At 43.1% G+C, this 18,863-nt stretch carries 34 protein-coding genes; all 34 read left to right on the forward strand.

Annotated features, from left to right (window positions below; translation table 11 throughout):
- The first annotated feature begins 213 nt into the window (after positions 1-213).
- Positions 214-522, forward strand: coding sequence for a 30S ribosomal protein S10 (rpsJ, locus tag AB4027_RS01045; protein ID WP_091488850.1), 309 nt, complete (start codon positions 214-216; stop codon positions 520-522).
- A gap of 39 nt (positions 523-561) precedes the next feature.
- A complete protein-coding gene (gene rplC, locus AB4027_RS01050; protein WP_368645627.1) occupies positions 562-1,197 on the forward strand; it encodes a 50S ribosomal protein L3 in 636 nt (211 codons plus the stop codon).
- A gap of 26 nt (positions 1,198-1,223) precedes the next feature.
- On the forward strand, positions 1,224-1,847 hold the full coding sequence (gene rplD, locus AB4027_RS01055; RefSeq protein WP_368645628.1) for a 50S ribosomal protein L4: 624 nt from the start codon (positions 1,224-1,226) through the stop codon (positions 1,845-1,847).
- Positions 1,847-2,137 carry a 50S ribosomal protein L23 gene (gene rplW / locus AB4027_RS01060; protein WP_368645629.1) on the forward strand — a complete coding sequence of 97 codons (291 nt, stop codon included), beginning with the start codon at positions 1,847-1,849 and terminating at the stop codon, positions 2,135-2,137. The genes rplD and rplW overlap by 1 nt, the downstream gene beginning before the upstream one ends.
- A gap of 56 nt (positions 2,138-2,193) precedes the next feature.
- Positions 2,194-3,033 (forward strand): 50S ribosomal protein L2, encoded by an 840-nt coding sequence (gene rplB / locus AB4027_RS01065; protein ID WP_368645630.1) that lies wholly within the window; start codon positions 2,194-2,196, stop codon positions 3,031-3,033.
- Positions 3,034-3,094: 61 nt separating this feature from the next.
- Positions 3,095-3,370: a 30S ribosomal protein S19 gene (rpsS, locus tag AB4027_RS01070; RefSeq protein ID WP_091488859.1), complete on the forward strand. Its 276-nt coding sequence runs from the start codon at positions 3,095-3,097 to the stop codon at positions 3,368-3,370.
- Positions 3,371-3,391: 21 nt separating this feature from the next.
- On the forward strand, positions 3,392-3,748 hold the full coding sequence (gene rplV, locus AB4027_RS01075) for a 50S ribosomal protein L22 (protein WP_091488861.1): 357 nt from the start codon (positions 3,392-3,394) through the stop codon (positions 3,746-3,748).
- Between the two features lie 3 nt (positions 3,749-3,751).
- A complete protein-coding gene (gene rpsC / locus AB4027_RS01080; protein WP_091488862.1) occupies positions 3,752-4,408 on the forward strand; it encodes a 30S ribosomal protein S3 in 657 nt (218 codons plus the stop codon).
- 3 nt (positions 4,409-4,411) lie between these two features.
- A complete protein-coding gene (gene rplP / locus AB4027_RS01085; RefSeq protein WP_091488864.1) occupies positions 4,412-4,843 on the forward strand; it encodes a 50S ribosomal protein L16 in 432 nt (143 codons plus the stop codon).
- Positions 4,833-5,024: a 50S ribosomal protein L29 gene (gene rpmC, locus AB4027_RS01090; RefSeq protein WP_091488866.1), complete on the forward strand. Its 192-nt coding sequence runs from the start codon at positions 4,833-4,835 to the stop codon at positions 5,022-5,024. The genes rplP and rpmC overlap by 11 nt, the downstream gene beginning before the upstream one ends.
- A gap of 41 nt (positions 5,025-5,065) precedes the next feature.
- Positions 5,066-5,329 (forward strand): 30S ribosomal protein S17, encoded by a 264-nt coding sequence (gene rpsQ / locus AB4027_RS01095; RefSeq protein WP_091488868.1) that lies wholly within the window; start codon positions 5,066-5,068, stop codon positions 5,327-5,329.
- Between the two features lie 75 nt (positions 5,330-5,404).
- Positions 5,405-5,773 (forward strand): 50S ribosomal protein L14, encoded by a 369-nt coding sequence (rplN, locus tag AB4027_RS01100; RefSeq protein WP_091488870.1) that lies wholly within the window; start codon positions 5,405-5,407, stop codon positions 5,771-5,773.
- Between the two features lie 34 nt (positions 5,774-5,807).
- Positions 5,808-6,113 carry a 50S ribosomal protein L24 gene (rplX, locus tag AB4027_RS01105; protein WP_091488872.1) on the forward strand — a complete coding sequence of 102 codons (306 nt, stop codon included), beginning with the start codon at positions 5,808-5,810 and terminating at the stop codon, positions 6,111-6,113.
- Positions 6,114-6,142: 29 nt separating this feature from the next.
- Positions 6,143-6,682 (forward strand): 50S ribosomal protein L5, encoded by a 540-nt coding sequence (gene rplE / locus AB4027_RS01110; RefSeq protein ID WP_091488874.1) that lies wholly within the window; start codon positions 6,143-6,145, stop codon positions 6,680-6,682.
- A gap of 33 nt (positions 6,683-6,715) precedes the next feature.
- Positions 6,716-6,901, forward strand: coding sequence for a type Z 30S ribosomal protein S14 (locus AB4027_RS01115; protein ID WP_091488876.1), 186 nt, complete (start codon positions 6,716-6,718; stop codon positions 6,899-6,901).
- Positions 6,902-6,938: 37 nt separating this feature from the next.
- A complete protein-coding gene (rpsH, locus tag AB4027_RS01120) occupies positions 6,939-7,337 on the forward strand; it encodes a 30S ribosomal protein S8 (protein ID WP_091488877.1) in 399 nt (132 codons plus the stop codon).
- 32 nt (positions 7,338-7,369) lie between these two features.
- Entirely contained in the window at positions 7,370-7,906 is a 537-nt protein-coding gene (gene rplF / locus AB4027_RS01125) for a 50S ribosomal protein L6 (protein WP_091488879.1), read from the forward strand.
- A gap of 101 nt (positions 7,907-8,007) precedes the next feature.
- Positions 8,008-8,373 carry a 50S ribosomal protein L18 gene (rplR, locus tag AB4027_RS01130; RefSeq protein ID WP_091488927.1) on the forward strand — a complete coding sequence of 122 codons (366 nt, stop codon included), beginning with the start codon at positions 8,008-8,010 and terminating at the stop codon, positions 8,371-8,373.
- A 22-nt stretch (positions 8,374-8,395) separates the two neighbouring features.
- On the forward strand, positions 8,396-8,899 hold the full coding sequence (gene rpsE, locus AB4027_RS01135) for a 30S ribosomal protein S5 (RefSeq protein WP_091488881.1): 504 nt from the start codon (positions 8,396-8,398) through the stop codon (positions 8,897-8,899).
- Between the two features lie 14 nt (positions 8,900-8,913).
- Entirely contained in the window at positions 8,914-9,093 is a 180-nt protein-coding gene (rpmD, locus tag AB4027_RS01140; RefSeq protein WP_091488883.1) for a 50S ribosomal protein L30, read from the forward strand.
- Between the two features lie 37 nt (positions 9,094-9,130).
- Positions 9,131-9,571, forward strand: coding sequence for a 50S ribosomal protein L15 (rplO, locus tag AB4027_RS01145; RefSeq protein ID WP_091488884.1), 441 nt, complete (start codon positions 9,131-9,133; stop codon positions 9,569-9,571).
- 2 nt (positions 9,572-9,573) lie between these two features.
- The gene (secY, locus tag AB4027_RS01150) at positions 9,574-10,872 is read left to right on the forward strand and encodes a preprotein translocase subunit SecY (protein WP_368645631.1); all 1,299 of its coding nucleotides are present in this window, start codon (positions 9,574-9,576) and stop codon (positions 10,870-10,872) included.
- Between the two features lie 121 nt (positions 10,873-10,993).
- The gene (locus tag AB4027_RS01155; RefSeq protein WP_091488887.1) at positions 10,994-11,638 is read left to right on the forward strand and encodes an adenylate kinase; all 645 of its coding nucleotides are present in this window, start codon (positions 10,994-10,996) and stop codon (positions 11,636-11,638) included.
- A 174-nt stretch (positions 11,639-11,812) separates the two neighbouring features.
- Positions 11,813-12,031, forward strand: a complete 219-nt coding sequence (infA, locus tag AB4027_RS01160) for a translation initiation factor IF-1 (RefSeq protein WP_034299926.1) — start codon at positions 11,813-11,815, stop codon at positions 12,029-12,031.
- A gap of 36 nt (positions 12,032-12,067) precedes the next feature.
- Positions 12,068-12,181 carry a 50S ribosomal protein L36 gene (gene rpmJ, locus AB4027_RS01165; protein WP_034299928.1) on the forward strand — a complete coding sequence of 38 codons (114 nt, stop codon included), beginning with the start codon at positions 12,068-12,070 and terminating at the stop codon, positions 12,179-12,181.
- Between the two features lie 27 nt (positions 12,182-12,208).
- Entirely contained in the window at positions 12,209-12,574 is a 366-nt protein-coding gene (rpsM, locus tag AB4027_RS01170) for a 30S ribosomal protein S13 (protein ID WP_091488895.1), read from the forward strand.
- Between the two features lie 29 nt (positions 12,575-12,603).
- Entirely contained in the window at positions 12,604-13,002 is a 399-nt protein-coding gene (gene rpsK / locus AB4027_RS01175; protein WP_091488897.1) for a 30S ribosomal protein S11, read from the forward strand.
- A 69-nt stretch (positions 13,003-13,071) separates the two neighbouring features.
- Complete coding sequence (locus AB4027_RS01180) at positions 13,072-14,016, forward strand: DNA-directed RNA polymerase subunit alpha (protein WP_091488898.1); 945 nt, start codon at positions 13,072-13,074, stop codon at positions 14,014-14,016.
- Positions 14,017-14,043: 27 nt separating this feature from the next.
- The gene (gene rplQ / locus AB4027_RS01185; RefSeq protein WP_091488900.1) at positions 14,044-14,460 is read left to right on the forward strand and encodes a 50S ribosomal protein L17; all 417 of its coding nucleotides are present in this window, start codon (positions 14,044-14,046) and stop codon (positions 14,458-14,460) included.
- Positions 14,461-14,829: 369 nt separating this feature from the next.
- Positions 14,830-15,669 (forward strand): energy-coupling factor ABC transporter ATP-binding protein, encoded by an 840-nt coding sequence (locus tag AB4027_RS01190; RefSeq protein WP_368645632.1) that lies wholly within the window; start codon positions 14,830-14,832, stop codon positions 15,667-15,669.
- A complete protein-coding gene (locus AB4027_RS01195) occupies positions 15,645-16,520 on the forward strand; it encodes an energy-coupling factor ABC transporter ATP-binding protein (RefSeq protein ID WP_368645633.1) in 876 nt (291 codons plus the stop codon). Before AB4027_RS01190 ends, AB4027_RS01195 begins: the two co-directional genes overlap by 25 nt.
- Positions 16,517-17,314 (forward strand): energy-coupling factor transporter transmembrane protein EcfT, encoded by a 798-nt coding sequence (locus tag AB4027_RS01200; protein ID WP_091488905.1) that lies wholly within the window; start codon positions 16,517-16,519, stop codon positions 17,312-17,314. The genes AB4027_RS01195 and AB4027_RS01200 overlap by 4 nt, the downstream gene beginning before the upstream one ends.
- A 154-nt stretch (positions 17,315-17,468) precedes the next feature.
- Positions 17,469-17,954, forward strand: coding sequence for a hypothetical protein (locus tag AB4027_RS01205; RefSeq protein ID WP_368645634.1), 486 nt, complete (start codon positions 17,469-17,471; stop codon positions 17,952-17,954).
- A 121-nt stretch (positions 17,955-18,075) separates the two neighbouring features.
- Entirely contained in the window at positions 18,076-18,861 is a 786-nt protein-coding gene (gene truA, locus AB4027_RS01210; RefSeq protein ID WP_368645635.1) for a tRNA pseudouridine(38-40) synthase TruA, read from the forward strand.
- Positions 18,862-18,863 lie beyond the last annotated feature (2 nt).

The raw sequence follows: 18,863 nt of genomic DNA on the forward strand, positions 1-18,863 counted from the left end.
ACTTGTAAAGGTGTCTGTGAGTGACGCTTCTTTTCTGAAAAAAACGCATGCCGTCAAGGTTTTGCTCAGTATTCAGAGGGGGAGGGTAAATCATAGAGCCAAGGCTAGGAAGCGAGAGGTTGCGACACACCCGGGTGCATTGCCATGGAGGGTGGTTGGAAAAATTTTCGTGGAGCTAGGTTTATTTCTTAAATAAGCGAAGGAGGGAAAATCATGGCAAAACAAAAAATACGTATTCGTTTGAAAGCTTACGAACATCGCGTACTTGATCAATCAGCAGACAAAATTGTGGAAACAGCAAAGAGAACTGGGGCAAACGTATCCGGTCCAATCCCGCTGCCAACTGAACGCAAATTATTCACTGTAATCCGTTCACCACACAAATACAAAGATTCACGCGAACAATTCGAAATGCGCACACACAAACGTTTAGTGGACATTTTGAACCCAACAGCGAAAACTGTTGATGCATTAACTAAACTTGACTTGCCGTCAGGCGTAGACATCGAAATCAAACTATAATAAACAAAAATAAAAAATCATAATAACGGAGGTGTACTCATGACCAAGGGAATCTTAGGAAGAAAAGTTGGAATGACTCAAATTTTCAGCGAAACAGGAGAATTACTACCTGTAACAGTAATCGAAGTTCAGCCTAACATTGTTTTACAACTTAAAACGACTGAAACGGATGGTTACAATGCTGTTCAATTAGGGTATGAAGATAAACGTGAAGTATTATCTAACAAACCAGCACAAGGTCATGTTAAAAAAGCTAACACGGCTCCTAAGCGCTTCATTAAGGAATTACGAGATGCTGAGCTAGGGGACGTCGAAGTTGGAAACGAAATTAAAGTAGACACATTTGCAGAAGGCGACATCGTTGATGTCACAGGAACGTCTAAAGGTAAAGGATTCCAAGGGGTTATCAAACGTCACGGCCAAAGCCGCGGACCTGAAACTCACGGATCTCGTTATCACCGTCGTCCTGGTTCAATGGGTATGGCTACTCATCCCGGACGCGTATTCAAAGGCAAAAAATTAGCTGGCCGTATGGGTGGAGATCAAGTCACTGTACAAAACCTTGAAATCGTTCGTGTCGATACAGACCGTAACGTATTACTGATCAAAGGTAATGTACCAGGTGCTAAAAAATCACTTATCCAAATACGAACTGCAGAAAAAATCAACAAGTAATAGAGTAGGAAGGGAGGACTAGCAGAATGCCAACTGTAACGTTATTTAAACAAGACGGAACGCAAAATGGTGATGTAACATTGAACGATGCGATTTTTGGGATCGAACCAAATGAAGATGTCGTATTTGATGCCATCACAATGCAGCGTGCGTCATTAAGACAAGGAACACATGCAGTAAAAAACCGTAGCGCAGTACGCGGCGGAGGACGCAAACCATGGCGTCAAAAAGGAACGGGACGTGCACGTCAAGGTTCTATCCGTTCACCACAATGGCGTGGAGGTGGAGTTGTCTTCGGACCGACACCACGTTCATATTCATACAAATTACCAAGAAAAGTACGTCGTTTAGCTATCAAATCTGTATTGTCTGCAAAGGCAGCAGGAGATGACATCATCGTATTAGATGGTTTAAGCTTCGACGCACCGAAAACGAAAGAGTTCAGAGCTATGCTAAGCAATCTAGATGCAAGTAAAAAAGCATTAGTTGTCTTGGAAGATGACAATGAATTTGCAAAATTGTCTGCACGTAATATTCCCGGAGTTAAAGTCGTAGCTCCTAACAATGTATCCGTGCTAGACGTTGTTGCACATGACACACTCATCTTGACGAAGGCTGCTCTGGAAAAAGTAGAGGAGGCTCTTCAATAATGGACGCACGAGACGTAATTTTACGCCCGATCATTACCGAAGCTTCTATGTACGCTATGGACAGCAAAAAGTACACTTTTGAAGTGGATGTTCGCGCTAAAAAAACTAACATCAAAAAATCTGTCGAAGAACTATTCGATGTAAAAGTTGACCGAGTCAACGTTATCAATACAGCGCCTAAGCCAAAACGCATGGGACGTTATGAAGGTCACACGAAAAAACGCAAAAAAGCGATCGTAACACTTTCAGCTGACTCAAAAGATATCGCATTGTTCGGAGACGAAGAATAAATCGTACATTTAACATTAGATTTATGAAAAACTAGTTTAACAAGGAGGGGAATCACGTGGCAATTAAGACATACAAAGCTACCACTAATGGACGTCGTAACATGACAGGGTCTGATTTCGCTGAAATCACAACGTCTAAGCCTGAAAAGAGCTTGTTAAGACCAAACCCTAAACGTGCCGGACGTAACAATGCTGGTAAAATCACTGTCCGTCATCAAGGCGGAGGCCACAAGCATAAATATCGTGTGATCGACTTCAAACGTCAAAAAGATGGCGTTCGCGGTATTGTAAAAACTGTTGAATATGATCCAAACCGTTCCGCAAATATCTCATTGGTACAATATGAAGATGGAACAAAAACTTACATTTTATCACCTAAAGGAATCGAAGTAGGTTCAAGCATCTACTCAGGTACTGACGTTGATATCAAAGTAGGGAATGCTTTACCATTAATAAATATCCCGGTTGGTACATTCGTACACAACATTGAAATGAAACCTGGCAAAGGCGGACAACTGGTTCGTTCAGCTGGTACTTCAGCTCAAGTATTAGGTAAAGAAGGCAAATATGCCCTTGTTCGTTTAAGCTCAGGTGAAACACGTCTGATCTTATCAAGCTGCCGTGCAACAGTCGGTTCAGTAGGTAACGAACAGCATGAACTGATCAACATCGGTAAAGCTGGACGTAACCGCTGGTTAGGCAAACGTCCGACAGTTCGTGGTTCTGTAATGAACCCTAACGATCACCCACACGGTGGTGGTGAAGGTAAAGCGCCTATCGGCCGCCCAAGCCCAATGTCACCATGGGGTAAACCAACACTTGGTAAGAAAACACGTAAAGGTAAGAATCGTTCAGATAAACTTATCGTACGTCGTCGTAAAACTAAGAAAAAATAAGCATAACACTTAAAGAGTAAAGAGAAATATTATGGGGTAAACCCGAAGAGGAGGGCAATACATGAGCCGTAGTTTGAAAAAAGGACCTTTCGTCGATGATCACTTGATGAAAAAAGTTCGCGAAATGGATGACAACAACAAACGTGTAATCAAAACTTGGTCACGTCGTTCAACTATCTTTCCGAACTTTGTAGGTTACACCATTGCCGTATATGATGGAAGAAAGCATGTGCCAGTTTATGTTCAAGAAGACATGGTTGGACACAAACTAGGTGAATTTGCACCAACAAGAACGTATCGCGGACACGGAAAAGACGACCGCACTACGAAACGTTAATAGCGAAGGGAGGATACATTCATGGCAGAAACAGTAACAGCAGCAAAAGCAACTGCTCGCATGGTTCGCATCGCACCACGTAAAACACGTATGGTCGTAGATACCATCAGAGGGAAAAGTGCTGCAGAAGCTATTTCTATCCTTCGCTTCACTAACAGAGGAGCAGCAGAAGCGGTAGAAAAAGTTTTAATGTCAGCAATTGCAAATGCTGAACACAATTACGATATGGATATCGAAGAATTAGTCGTAAGCGAAGCCTATGTAAATGAAGGAGCAACCTTAAAAAGGTTCCGCCCTCGTGCGAAAGGTGCAGCTTCACGTATAAACAAACGAACAAGCCACATTACTGTAGTGGTAACAGAGAAGAAGGAGGGGTAATCAGTGGGACAAAAAGTAAATCCTCATGGTATGCGTGTCGGCGTCATCCAAGATTGGGACGCTAAATGGTACGCAGAAAAAGATTTTGCAGATAAATTACATGAAGACCTTGCTGTTCGTGAGTACATTGCTGAAAAACTAAGTGATGCCTCTGTTTCTCGTGTAGAAATCGAACGTGCAGCAAACAGAATCAACGTGTCTATTCACACTGCTAAACCAGGAATGGTTATTGGTAAAGGTGGATCAGAAGTTGATGCTTTAAGAAATGGATTAAACAACTTAACTGGCAAACGAGTACACGTGAACATCGTGGAAATCAAACGTCCAGATATGGATGCTACATTAGTAGCTAAAAGTATTGCTGAGCAATTAGAAAACCGTATTTCATTCCGTCGTGCACAAAAACAAGCGATCCAGCGCACAATGCGTTCAGGTGCTAAAGGTGTACGTACAATGGTAGCCGGTCGTCTAAACGGTGCAGACATTGCCCGCAGCGAAAGTTTTGCTGAAGGATCAGTTCCTTTGCACACGATCCGTGCAGATATCGATTACGCTAACGAAGAAGCCGATACAACTTACGGTAAAATCGGAGTTAAAGTATGGATCTACAAAGGAGAAGTTCTTCCTGAAGTTAAGGAAGCTAAGAAAGGAGGGAAATAATCAATGTTAGTACCAAAACGTGTAAAACACCGTCGCGAATTCCGTGGTAAAATGCGTGGAGAAGCAAAAGGCGGCAAAGAAATAGCTTACGGTCAATACGGATTACAAGCAATTGACTCTGTATGGATCACAAGCAGACAAATCGAATCAGCTCGTATAGCGATGACTCGTTATATGAAACGTGGTGGGAAAGTATGGATCAAAATTTTCCCTCACAAACCAGTGTCAGCTAAAGCAATTGGTGTTCGTATGGGTTCTGGTAAAGGAGCTCCTGAGAGCTGGGTAGCCCCTGTCAAACGTGGTAAGATCATGTTTGAAATCGGCGGCGTATCTGAAGAAGTCGCTCGCGAAGCCTTGCGTTTAGCTTCACACAAACTACCGGTTAGAACTAGAGTAGTAACTCGTGAAGAAAGTGGTGACTCAAATGAAGGCTAATGAATTAAAAAGCTTATCCACTACTGAATTGATTGAAAAAGAAGCAGAATTCAAAGAAGAGCTATTTAACTTACGCTTTCAATTAGCTACTGGACAATTAGAAAACACCGCTCGTATCGGTGAGGTACGTAAAAACATCGCGCGTGTTAAAACTGTTTTGCGCCAAGCTGAAATGGCATAGTAACTAGATAGTGTAATAGCTTATTCAAAGGAGGCTAGAAAATGGCTGAACGTAACGAACGTAAAGTATATCAAGGTAAAGTGACTTCAGACAAAATGGATAAAACCATCGTTGTTGAGATCGCTACGCAGAAACAGCACCCTAAATACAAAAAACGTATTAAATACTCAACTAAATTTAAAGCACATGACGAAAACAACACTGCTAAAACTGGCGACATTGTTAAAATCATGGAAACTCGACCATTGTCTAAAGATAAACGTTTCCGTTTATTAGAAGTGGTTGAAGAATCAGTAGTTTTATAATCTAACATCCGGGGAACCGGGAGCTACACAACGATGAAGTAAACTTTATCGTGAGTTTGAAAGGAGGATCCTAACGTGATTCAAACAGAAAGTCGTATGAAAGTCGCTGACAACTCTGGAGCACGTGAAGTGCTTGTCATTAAAGTTTTAGGTGGATCAGGAGCCAAAACTGCTAACATTGGTGATGAAGTAGTTGTTACTGTAAAACATGCTACACCAGGCGGCGTTGTTAAAAAAGGGGACGTTGCTCGTGCAGTAATCGTTCGTACTAAATCTGGCGCTAGACGTCCAGATGGTTCTTATATTAAATTCGATGAAAATGCTTGTGTAATTATTCGTGAAGACAAAGCACCACGTGGAACACGTATCTTCGGACCAGTTGCTCGTGAATTACGTGAGAATGACTTTATGAGAATTGTTTCGTTAGCTCCGGAAGTTCTATAATTCCGATAAACGTCATAAGGAGGTGCGCTAGAGAATGTTTGTAAAAACAGGAGACAAAGTCAAAGTAATCGCAGGAAAAGATAAAGGCAAAGAAGGCACTATATTAGCTGCTATGCCTAAACAAAACAAAGTTATTGTTGAAGGACTCAATATCATGAAAAAACATACCCGTCCTACTGGTATGGGACAAGAAGGCGGAATTGTTGAGAAAGAAGCACCAATTCACGTTTCTAATGTTCAGTTGATCGATCCCGAAACAAATGAATCTACTCGAGTAGGTTATAAAGTTGAAGATGGCAAAAAAGTTCGCTACGCTAAAAAATCTGGCGGAGCACTTTAATCTAAAGTAGGAAAGGAGGGCATTCATTTATGACACGCCTTAAAGAAAAATATAACAGTGATGTACGACCATCATTAGTTGAAAAATTTGAATACAGTTCTGTCATGGAAGCACCAAAAGTTGAAAAGATCGTTATCAACATGGGTGTGGGTGAAGCTGTATCAAACACTAAAAACTTAGATAAAGCAGTAGAAGAGTTAACATTAATTTCTGGACAAAAACCAGTTGTCACTCGTGCGAAAAAATCTATCGCCGCATTCCGTTTACGTGAAGGTATGCCAATCGGTACGAAAGTTACACTTCGTGGCGATCGCATGTATGATTTCTTGGATAAATTAGTGACTGTTTCATTACCTCGTGTACGTGATTTCCGTGGAGTAAGCAAAAACGCTTTTGACGGACGTGGAAACTACACGCTAGGTATCAAAGAGCAGCTGATTTTCCCTGAAGTTAATTATGATGATGTAGATAAAGTTCGCGGTATGGATATTGTTATTGTTACATCAGCTAACACTGACGAAGAAGCACGTGAATTACTTGGACAAATGGGAATGCCGTTCCAGAAATAACCTAAACTACCTATTAGGAGGGTAATTGTAAAAATGGCTAAAAAATCAATGATTGCTAAAAACAAAAAACCAGCCAAGTTTTCGACACGTGAGTATACCCGCTGTGAACGTTGTGGACGCCCACATGCTGTATACCAAAAATTCAAATTATGCCGTATTTGCTTGCGTGAGCTAGCTTATAAAGGTGAAATTCCTGGCTTGAAAAAAGCAAGCTGGTAAACAAAACGAAAACTTGCCGTAAAGGAGGCTACAACGAATGGTCATGACAGATCCAATCGCAGATTTCTTAACTCGTATCCGTAACGCTAATAACGCTCGTCATACGAAAGTTGAGATCCCTGCTTCTAACTTAAAAAAAGGTATGGCCGATATCCTGAAATCAGAAGGTTTCATAAAGGATGTTGAATTTGTGGAAGATGACAAACAAGGCATCGTCCGCGTGTTCTTGAAATATGGTCAAAACAACGAACGTGTTATCACAGGTTTGAAACGTATTTCAAAACCAGGTTTGCGCGTTTACGTTAACGCAGAAGAAATGCCTAAAGTGTTGAACGGACTAGGTATCGCTCTAGTTTCTACATCCGAAGGTGTTGTAACAGACAAAACAGCTCGTGCTAAAAATATCGGGGGAGAAGTCCTCGCATACGTTTGGTAATCAGCTAAGAAAGATGAAGGAGGTGCCGGACTTTGAGCCGTATCGGAAAAATGCCGATTACGATTCCTGAAGGTGTGGAAGTAAACATCGACGGAAACGTGATCACAGTTAAAGGGAAAAACGGAGAATTGAGCCGTGAAATCAGCCCTATTATTGATGTTAAAGTTGAAGATAATCAAATGACATTTGAACGACCTGATGAATCAAAATCTAGTCGTACGATCCACGGAACAACTCGCGCTATTGTGAATAACATGGTCGAAGGTGTTACTGTCGGTTTTGAAAAAGTTCTAGAATTAAATGGTGTTGGTTACCGTGCACAAAAACAAGGTAACAAATTAGTCGTAAACGTTGGACTATCTCACCCAGTCGAGTTCGAAGCTGTTGAAGGATTAACAGTAGAAGTTCCATCTAACACTGTTATTTCTATCAAGGGCGCAAACAAAGAGCACGTTGGCGCTTTGGCTGCTAACGTTCGTTCCGTACGTCCACCAGAGCCTTATAAAGGTAAAGGGATCCGCTATAGAGGCGAAAACGTACGTCGTAAAGAAGGTAAAACAGGTAAATAATAAAATGAAAGAGAACACTATAACGATCTGTTATAACGTTCTACTTTCCTTTTATCAGGAAACCTGACTATCTCATTCACATGAGAATTTTGAATAAAGAGGTGACAATTGTGATTACAAAACCAGATAAAAACAAATTACGTCAAAAAAGACATAAACGCATTCGCAGAAATCTTTCTGGTACTGCTGAGCGCCCGCGTTTGAGTGTGTTCCGTTCGAACACAAACATCTACGCTCAATTAATTGATGATGTAGAGGGTGTAACGCTCGCAAGTGCATCTTCCTTAGATACTGACGTTTCAGGAGATTCGAAAGTTGAAGAAGCTGCTGCAGTAGGAACATTGATTGCTAAACGCGCTAAAGACAAAGACATTTCAGTCGTTGTTTTTGACCGTGGCGGATATCAATACCACGGACGTGTCAAAGCATTAGCAGACGCAGCTCGTGAAAACGGACTATCATTCTAAAGAAAAGGAGGAATAACAGTATATGACAACTCATATTGATGCATCTAAATTAGATATTGAAGATCGCGTAGTTGAAATCAACCGTGTAACTAAAGTTGTTAAAGGTGGACGTCGTTTACGTTTTGCTGCGTTAGTCGTAGTAGGAGACAGAAACGGTCACGTTGGTTTTGGTACAGGTAAAGCGCAAGAAGTACCAGAAGCGATCCGTAAAGCGATCGAAGCTGCTAAAACCAATTTAGTAGAAGTGCCGATCGTTGGTACTACATTGCCACATAAAGTAATTGGTCGTCACGGCGGCGGTAACATCATCTTGAAACCTGCTACAGCCGGTTCTGGAGTTTCTGCTGGTGGTCCAGTACGTGCGATTTTAGAATTAGCCGGCGTACAAGACGTTTCTTCTAAGTCTGTTGGATCTAGTTCACCAATCAACATGATTCGTGCAACGATCGATGGAATCAACCAAATGAAACGTGTAGAAGACGTAGCAAAACTTCGCGGGAAATCTGTAGAAGAATTACTTGGATAAGGAGAGATGACACAATGGCAAACTTGGAAATAACATTAAAACGTAGTTTAATTGGTCGTCCTCAAAGACAACATCAAGTAGTTAAATCATTAGGTCTGAGAAAAACCAACTCTTCAGTTGTAAGACCTGATAATGAAGCAGTGCGAGGAGCAATTAAACATATCGCTCATTTAGTAGACGTTAAAGAAGTCTAATGAGCAAAGAGTCTAACTAAAGGAGGTGCCAAGATTTATGAAACTTCATGAATTAAAACCCGCAGAAGGATCACGTAAATCACGTAACCGTGTAGGTCGTGGATCTTCTTCTGGTAACGGAAAAACATCCGGTCGTGGACAAAAAGGACAAAAAGCGCGTTCAGGTGGTGGAACACGTTTAGGTTTCGAAGGTGGACAAACACCATTATTCCAAACTTTACCAAAACGTGGATTTACAAACTACAACCGTAAAGAATTCGACATTGTCAATTTAGACACATTAAACCGATTTGAAGAAGGTACAGAAGTTACTCCAGACGTATTAGTCAAAGCAGGAGTAATCAAAAACAAGAAATCCGGTGTTAAGGTTTTGGCGAAAGGAAACATCGATCACAAACTTACTGTGAAAGCTAACAAGTTTTCTTCAGCAGCTAAAGAAGCGATCGAAGCTGCCGGTGGATCAGTAGAGGTGATCTAAGAATGATCGAGCTGATTAAAGGTGTGATCAAAGAAAAAGATGTGCGTAGTCGTGTGCTGTTCACTCTTGGGATCCTAGTCGTCTTTCGTCTTGGTACACATTTGACTGTACCGGGCGTCAACGCTGACTCTCTGGGTGATCTATCCAGTACTGGATTATTCAACTTATTAGATACGTTTGGTGGTGGAGCCCTGAGCAGCTATTCAATATTTGCTTTAGGTGTTTCACCTTACATTACGTCTTCTATCGTCATTCAGCTCCTGCAGATGGATGTCATTCCTAAATTCAAGGAATGGGCAGATCAGGGAGAAGTCGGACGACGCAAGTTGAATCAGGCCACACGCTATTTAACGATTTTCTTAGCATTTTTCCAGGCTATCGGTATTTCTTATGGATTCAACGCATTGACAGGTTTAGGACTGGTCCGTAATCCTGGGCCGGCAACATATATTACGATCGCGATCATACTGACAGCAGGAACGATGCTCGTCATGTGGCTGGGAGAAATGATCACCGTTCACGGTTTCGGGAACGGCGTCTCATTTATAATCTTTTCCGGTATCGTCGCTCGTTTTCCTCAGGACATTGCACAATTTTATAACACACAGATCCGAAACGCCGGCGATGAGGTCGTCAGTGCCTGGATCCTTGCGATAACAATTGTCGTTGTGTTCGTGTTACTTGTGTTACTTGTAACTTTTGTGGAAAATGCCAAGCGTAATATCCCTGTTCGCTATTCTAAACGTGCAAGCACAACGAAAGACAGTGCTGTTTTACCATTAAAAGTGAACTCGGCTGGCGTTATTCCAGTTATCTTCGCTAGTTCGTTCCTCATGACGCCACAGATCATCCTGGGTTATTTTGCTCAGGGGAATCAGAATGAAGGCTGGTACCAGGTGTTGAACAGTGTGTTCAATCTCCAGGAACCTATGGGTGCTGTACTTTATACAGTACTGATCGTCTTGTTCACGTATTTCTATGCATTCATTCAGGTCAATCCTGAAAAGGCTGCTGAAAATCTACAGAAACAAAACGGCTACATTCCGAGTATTCGTCCGGGACGAGCAACCGAAGAATATATTGGGTATATGCTTATTCGTTTAAGTACAGTGGGAGCCATTTATTTAGGAACCATTTCATTGCTTCCGATTATAGCTTCTGCTTTATACAATCTGCCTGGTTCTCTTGCATTAGGAGGTACAAGCTTGCTCATCGTAGTTGGTGTGGCGCTTGACTCTATGCGACAACTGGAAGGATTGCTGAGCAAGAAGAGTTACCAAGGTTTCATTCAGCACTCATAAGCAGTTTTTGAAAATTGAATTAAGACGATTTGCCCGGATGTCATTTTGGCAGAGGTGGGTAAATCGATCTTTTTTCCATTTATGCTGATGAACTAAGTGAACGAAAAAAGGAGGAAGCATAATGAATTTGATCCTATTAGGTCTTCCTGGAGCTGGAAAAGGGACGCAGGCTTCGCGTATTTCGGAAAGATATAATATTCCGCATATTTCTACCGGAGATATGTTTCGTGCAGCTATGAAGAATAAGACAGCTCTTGGCTTGAAAGCAAAACAGTATATGGACGAAGGTGAACTGGTTCCTGATGATGTAACAAACGGGATCGTTAAAGAACGTCTTCAGCAAGATGATGCAAAAAGAGGATTTCTGCTTGATGGATATCCACGGACATTGAATCAGGCTCAAGCGCTGCAGCAGGCCTTGGCTTCTACAAACAGAAGACTCGATCACGTGCTGTACATCAAAGTACCTAAAGATATTTTGATGGAACGATTGACTGGACGATTCATGTGTTCAAATTGTGGTGCGACCTATCACAAAGTGTATTCTCCACCTAAAGTGGAAGGCACCTGCGATAAGTGCGGCTCACATGATTTCTATCAGAGAGAAGATGACAAGCCGGAAACGGTTGAGAATCGTATCAACGTGAATGAAGAACAAACGGAAAAACTTGCCAAACACTACAGTGATTTAGGCCTCGTTAGAGAAATCGACGGGAAACAAAGTCCGAAACAAGTTTTCCAGGACATTGTGGACATACTAAACTAAGAAGTCCGATGTTTTATGATGAATCCTTGCAATGATCATGTATGCATGATATAATAGTACGAGCGTCAAAAAGCAATAAACCAAACGACTATTATAGCATAAATTAAAGTGAGGCTTTAGGCTTTCACTCTATTCATGCGTACTGAAGTGAGATATCAAAGGAGGAAACCAGGCGTGGCAAAAGACGATGTTATAGAGATTGAAGGAACCGTCCTAGAAACGTTACCAAATGCAATGTTTAAAGTAGAACTTGAAAATGGTCACGAAATTCTAGCACACGTTTCTGGCAAAATTCGTATGAATTACATCCGGATTCTGCCTGGGGATAAGGTAACGGTTGAAATGTCTCCATATGATTTAACACGTGGACGCATTACGTATCGATTTAAATAAACTTAGGACTCCGAAGAAATCAAGGAGGGAAAGTTCATGAAGGTAAGACCATCAGTCAAAAAAATGTGTGACAAGTGTAAAGTGATCCGTCGTAATGGCCGTGTAATGGTTATATGCGAAAATCCTAAACACAAACAACGTCAAGGATAATTTTATAACAACAGGAGGTGCATAGACATGGCTCGTATAGCAGGTGTAGATATTCCACGTGACAAACATATCGTCATTTCATTAACTTATATTTATGGAATCGGTAAAACTACAGCTCAAGAAATTTTAGCAGCTGCAGGAGTTCCAGAAGAAACTCGTGTCCGTGAATTAACAAACGATCAATTAGATGCAGTCCGTGCTGAAGTAGATAAACGTAAAATCGAAGGAGATCTTCGTCGTGAAGTTCGTCAGAACATCAAACGTTTAATCGAAATTGGATCATACCGTGGCATCCGTCACCGTCGTGGTTTACCAGTACGTGGACAAAACACGAAAAACAACGCGCGTACGCGTAAAGGCAAAGCAGTCGCTATTGCCGGCAAGAAAAAATAATTACCTAAAGTTAGGAGGTCAATCTTCGAATGGCTAAAGTAAAAAGACCCGCTCGTAATCGTAAACGTAGAGTGAAAAAGAATATTGAACATGGAGTAGCACATATCCGTTCAACATTTAACAATACAATCGTAATGATAACAGACGCACACGGGAATGCAATTTCCTGGTCTTCTGCAGGCTCACTAGGGTTCAGAGGATCTCGTAAATCAACTCCTTTTGCTGCTCAAATGGCTGCTGAAGCTGCTGCTAAAGGCGGAATGGAAAACGGTATGAAGACTGTCGAGGTTTCTGTTAAAGGACCTGGATCTGGTCGTGAAGCTGCGATCCGTTCACTACAGGCTACAGGATTAGAAGTCACTGCAATTCGTGACGTAACACCGGTACCACATAACGGTTGCCGTCCTCCAAAACGTCGTCGCGTATAATAGATACTATTAACGAGATCGTTTTTGGGATAGCGTGGATTAACGTTTTGAAAGGGGTAAACGGATTATATGATCGAAATTGAAAAGCCGGTAATAGAAACAGTTGAGATCAGTGAAGATGGAAAATTCGGTAAGTTTGTCGTCGAACCGCTTGAACGTGGTTACGGGACAACGCTAGGAAATTCCCTGCGTCGAATTCTTTTGTCATCTTTGCCAGGTGCTGCCGTCACAACTTTACAGATCGATGGTGTTCTGCATGAATTCACTGCGATTGATGGTGTGGTTGAAGACGTCACTGCCATCATTTTAAACTTGAAAAAGCTCGCACTTAAATTGTATTCTGAAGAAACAAAAACCATTGAAATCGATATTGAAGGGCCAGCTACTGTTACAGCGGCAGATATTATCTTCGACAGTGATGTTGAAATAATGAACCCTGATTTATATATTTGTACAGTCTCTGAAGGCGGACACTTGCATGCTCGCATGGAAGCGCAAAAAGGCAGAGGTTATGTACGTGCTGAACACAACAAACACGATGATATGCCGATTGGTGTTATGCCGGTTGATTCGATATATACCCCGATCAGCCGTGTGAATTACCATGTCGAAAATACACGTGTTGGAGAAAAAGAACAATATGACAAGTTAACGCTTGACGTCTGGACAGACGGATCGATTTCTCCAGAAGACGGTGTCAGTCTTGCCGCAAAAATCATGACTGAACACTTGAACATTTTTGTTAACCTGACAGAAGAAGCGCGTGAAGCAGAGATAATGGTCGAAAAAGAAGAAACACAAATGGAAAAAATGCTTGAGATGACAATCGAAGAGCTGGATCTGTCTGTGCGCTCTTATAACTGCTTGAAACGTGCCGGAATAAACACTGTTCAGGAATTAACGAATAAAACAGAACCAGAAATGATGAAGGTCCGCAACCTTGGACGTAAATCACTGGAAGAAGTAAAACTAAAACTTGGCGAGCTTGATTTAGGCTTACGCGAAGAAGAATAATTTGTAGTTAAGGGAGGATTTCGACCAATGGCTTATCGTAAATTAGGACGTGTCAGTTCTCAACGTAAAGCGATGCTTCGTGATTTAACATCTGATTTGTTGATCAACGAACGTATTATTACAACTGTGACTCGTGCAAAAGAAGTTTCTTCAATTGCAGACAAAATGATCACATTAGGTAAACGTGGAGATTTACACGCTCGTCGTCAAGCTGCTGCTTTTGTACGTAACGAACTGGCAACTGTATCAGAAACTGAAGACGAAATCGTAGTACAAACGGTATTACAAAAATTATTTAACGACATTGCTCCTCGTTTTGCAGAACGCAATGGAGGATACACTCGTGTCTTGAAAATGGGACCTCGTCGTGGTGACGGTGCTCCAATGGCTGTTTTGGAATTAGTAGAAAAAACAGCAGTTTCAAGCGATGAAGACGCTGAATAATTAGAGTTTAATAAACTATAACCAAAACCACTTTTGGATGTATGATGAGCGTTATGATGATGGAATGTTTTTTTCCAAGTGTCTAGCTCAGTTTCTCCTGGGGATGTCCTCAGGAGAAACACCATATATCGTAAAGTGTTTTTTTATTAGCTTGACCTTTCATTACATAGAACTTCTGCTCGAATGTATTCATAATTTTTCTGACTGTCTGAATCTAAAAGTTTCATAATTGTAAAGGGATACAAGCCGTTTTACTATTGTTATGCTAGGGTGTTTTTGGTAATCTTGTACTGTTGAGTAACTGTCAAGACACCTTGATGATTACGTGAAAATAAGGCTTGAGACTGAATAAAAAAGTTGAGGTAAATCATGACTGAAATCATACGTTTAGATAATATAACTTATAAATATGATGATGAAGATCAGCGTCCTGCTTTACAGGATGTTTCTTTTTCTGTGAACCGGGGCGAATGGGTCGCCATCATCGGTCCCAATGGTTCCGGAAAATCCACGCTGGCAAAAACCATCAATGGCCTGATCGAACCGGACAGCGGAAAGGTCGAAGTCGGCGGGCTGATGCTTAATGAGAAGAATGTCTGGTCCATCCGTGAAATGGTCGGGATGGTATTTCAGAATCCCGATAACCAGTTTGTCGGGTCGACGGTTCAGGATGATGTGGCATTCGGTCTGGAAAATCTTGGCATTCCACGGGATGAGATGATCGAACGTGTCAGAAATGCACTGGATAAAGTCAACATGCTGGAATTTGCCGAACGCGAACCTGCCCGCCTCTCCGGTGGCCAGAAACAGCGTGTAGCTATAGCCGGTATCGTGGCTCTGCGCCCCGCTATCATGATCCTTGATGAAGCAACCAGTATGCTGGACCCTCAGGGACGAGAAGAAGTGCTGCGTACTGTGAAGGAAGTAAAGGAAGAAGAAAACCTGTCCGTGCTGTCGATCACACATGATATCGATGAAGCAGCTGCTGCGACACGTATCTTAGTGATGAGAGATGGACAGATGATCCAGGAAGGCTCTCCTGAAACGATCTTCTCATACGGCGAAGAGCTCGTCGAGATGGGGCTGGATCTGCCTTTCCCTGAGCGTCTGAAGGCATCGCTGAAAAAGCAGGGTCTCGACGTCCCGCATGATTATTTAACAGAAGAAGGGATGGTGGACTGGTTATGGACATCCGTTTCCAAGATGTAGGGTATACTTACCAAAAAGGTACACCATTTGAAAGCAAAGCGATCTACGACATCGACCTGTCCATCACGGACGGGTCATTTACTGCGATCGTCGGACATACCGGCAGCGGCAAGTCGACGGTGCTTCAGCATCTGAATGCCTTGAAGAAACCGACAGAAGGCACCGTGACTATCGGAGACCGTGTCATCACCAGTCTGTCTGATAACAAAGGACTGAAGTCGCTACGCAAAAAAGTAGGGATCGTTTTTCAGTTTCCAGAAGCCCAGCTGTTTGAAGAAACCGTCGGCAAAGACATTGCCTTTGGTCCCAAGAACTTCGGCATGACTGAAGAAGGAGGCCTTGAAAAAGCTCGCGAACTGCTGCCGTTAGTAGGACTGGACGAGACCTTCATGGAGCGTTCGCCTTTCGATCTATCCGGCGGCCAGATGCGACGTGTCGCGATCGCGGGCGTCCTGGCTCTGGAGCCTGAGGTGCTGGTTTTAGATGAACCGACAGCCGGTCTGGATCCGCAGGGACGCAAAGAAGTCATGAATATGTTCCACAGTTTATATAAAAACAAAGGCCTGACGATCGTACTTGTCACGCACCAAATGGATGACGTCGCTGAATATGCCGATCACATGATCGTGCTGGAAAAAGGGACAGTCATGAAAGAAGGCCATCCCAGAGAAATATTCAAAGAAGCCGGCTGGCTGGCAAGCATGCAGCTCGGTGTCCCGTCTACCGTGAAATTCGCGCATGAACTGGAAGAGAAGTTCGAGTGGACATTCGATCCACTGCCTCTGACGACGGATGAACTGGCTGCACAGATCATCGAGAAACTCCCGACTAGAGGGGGGGCATCTGTATGATGGATAAACTGATTTTCGGACGCTACATTCCCGGTGATTCTCTGATCCACAGACTGGATCCGCGAACGAAACTTTTAGGTGCTATCTGGTTCATCATTATCATCTTTTTGGCGAACAACTGGTTATCTTATGTCGTACTGATCGCTTTCGTGCTGACAGCTGTAAAACTTTCTGAAATCAATCCGAAGTTCTTTATCAATGGAGTGAAACCGCTCATCTGGCTGATCCTGTTTACGGTCATCCTCCAGATCCTCTTTACGAGTGGACAGACGATCTGGTTCCGATTCGGACCGGTCGTCATCTCGCAGGAAGGCGTACTGAACGGGGTCTTCATCTTCTTCCGTTTCGTCCTCATCATTTTCATGTCGACGATCCTGACACTGACAACGATGCCGCTGTCGCTGACAGATGCGATAGAATTTCTTTTGCGTCCATTTGCGGCTATTAAAGTACCGGTGCATGAAATCGCGCTGATGCTGTCGATCGCTTTACGTTTCGTTCCGACATTGATGGATGAGACCGAGAAGATCATGAACGCCCAGCGTGCACGGGGGATCGATTTTGGTGAAGGCAACATTTATGAACAGATGAAATCGATCGTTCCACTGCTGATCCCGCTGTTCGTCAGCTCTTTCAACCGGGCTGAAGAACTTGCGACTGCTATGGAAGCCCGAGGCTACAAAGGCGGCGAAGGCCGTACGAAATTCCGTAAACTGTCCTGGGAAGGCCGGGATACAACGGTTATGATTGCTTTTGCTGTACTTTCCGGTGTATTATTTGTATTAAGAACATAATGTGGAAGGATAAAGATGAGAATCTTTATCCTTTTTCCTATATATTGGAAGGGAGATACTCGTCTGCTGACGAGTATCCGCATGATGAAGAGCTTGATTGGGATAAGGTCTTGATTAGGCATACTCGCCTAATCATTCAGCTTGAGAAATGCCAATGAAGGGGATTGGACGTGCTCAGGATATAAACAGTCTGAGCACTGCCAATGAGGCGCGCATTCAGCGTACTTGGGACAGAAAGAGCTTGGGTAATGCTAATGAAGGGCGCATTCAGCGTACTCAGCACAGAATGAGCGTGAGTAATGCCAATGAGGCGCGCATTCAGCGTACTCACCCCAGAATGAGCGCGAGCGATGCCAATGAAGGGTGCATTGGACGTACTCATCACAGAATGAGCGTGAGCGATGCCAATGAAGGGTGCATTGAACGTACTCAGCACAGAATGAGCGTGAGTGATGCCAATGAGGCGCTGATTCGACGTGCTCCAGACAGAATGAGCGTGAGTGATGCCAATGAAGGGCACATTGGACGTACTCAGCACAGAATGAGCGTGAGTAATGCCAATGAAGGGCGCATTCAGCGTACTCACCACAGAATAAGTGTGAGTAATGCCAATGAGGCGCTCTCAAACGAGCTCAGTTAATATTCAGATGAACTAGGATCTAATAAGGTCTGGATTCGGCTTCAGCCGAATCCTACCTATCTGAAAGAACGTACTATACATACGAAAAAGAAATTTCAGTCAACAGAAAAGGAAGATAGCGATGACGGGTTTGAGGTACAAGGCAAAAATCATATACGACGGCACCCACTTTTCCGGCTACCAGATACAGCCGGACGAGCGAACGGTCCAGGGGGATCTGGAAAAAGTACTCACTAAAATAGCCAAAGGAGAAAAAGTCCGGGTACACGGTGCGGGGCGGACAGATGCCGGCGTCCATGCCAGAGGACAGATCATTCACTTTGATTTTCCTTTTGAAATCGATCCAGTGGGACTCATGACAGGCATGAATTCCGGAACGACGTCTGAAATCACCATTCTGGACATGGAACGTGTGGAAGATTCCTTTCATGCACGTTACCTGGCCAAAGGGAAAAAATATACGTATCGCGTCGATAACAACCGGTTTCGCGACCCGTTTTTGAGACACTACAGCCATCATCACCGCTACCCGATGACCATAGAAAAAGTAGAGCAGGCGCTCAACCAGCTGGTCGGGAGACACGACTTCACAAGTTTCGCCTCCACTCATTCAGACAAGAAAGACAAAGTCCGGACCATCTACCAGGCATCAGTCAAAATGGACGAAGACACGAACGAGTGGGTGTTTACTTTCGTAGGGAACGGCTTTTTGTACAATATGATCCGAATCCTGATGGGAACACTGCTGCAGGTCGCTGACGGACGACGTGAGCCGGAAGAGATAAAAGCAATCATTGCTGCCAAAGACAGAGAAGCAGCCGGACCGACATTATCACCTTCAGGCCTGTGTATGGAAACTGTCTACTATGATACAGAGGAAATTCCTGGATACAACAAGGAGGGGTAAGC

It is taken from the genome of Alkalibacterium putridalgicola, from assembly GCF_040959045.1.
Taxonomy (GTDB): Bacteria; Bacillota; Bacilli; order Lactobacillales; family Carnobacteriaceae_A; genus Alkalibacterium; species Alkalibacterium putridalgicola.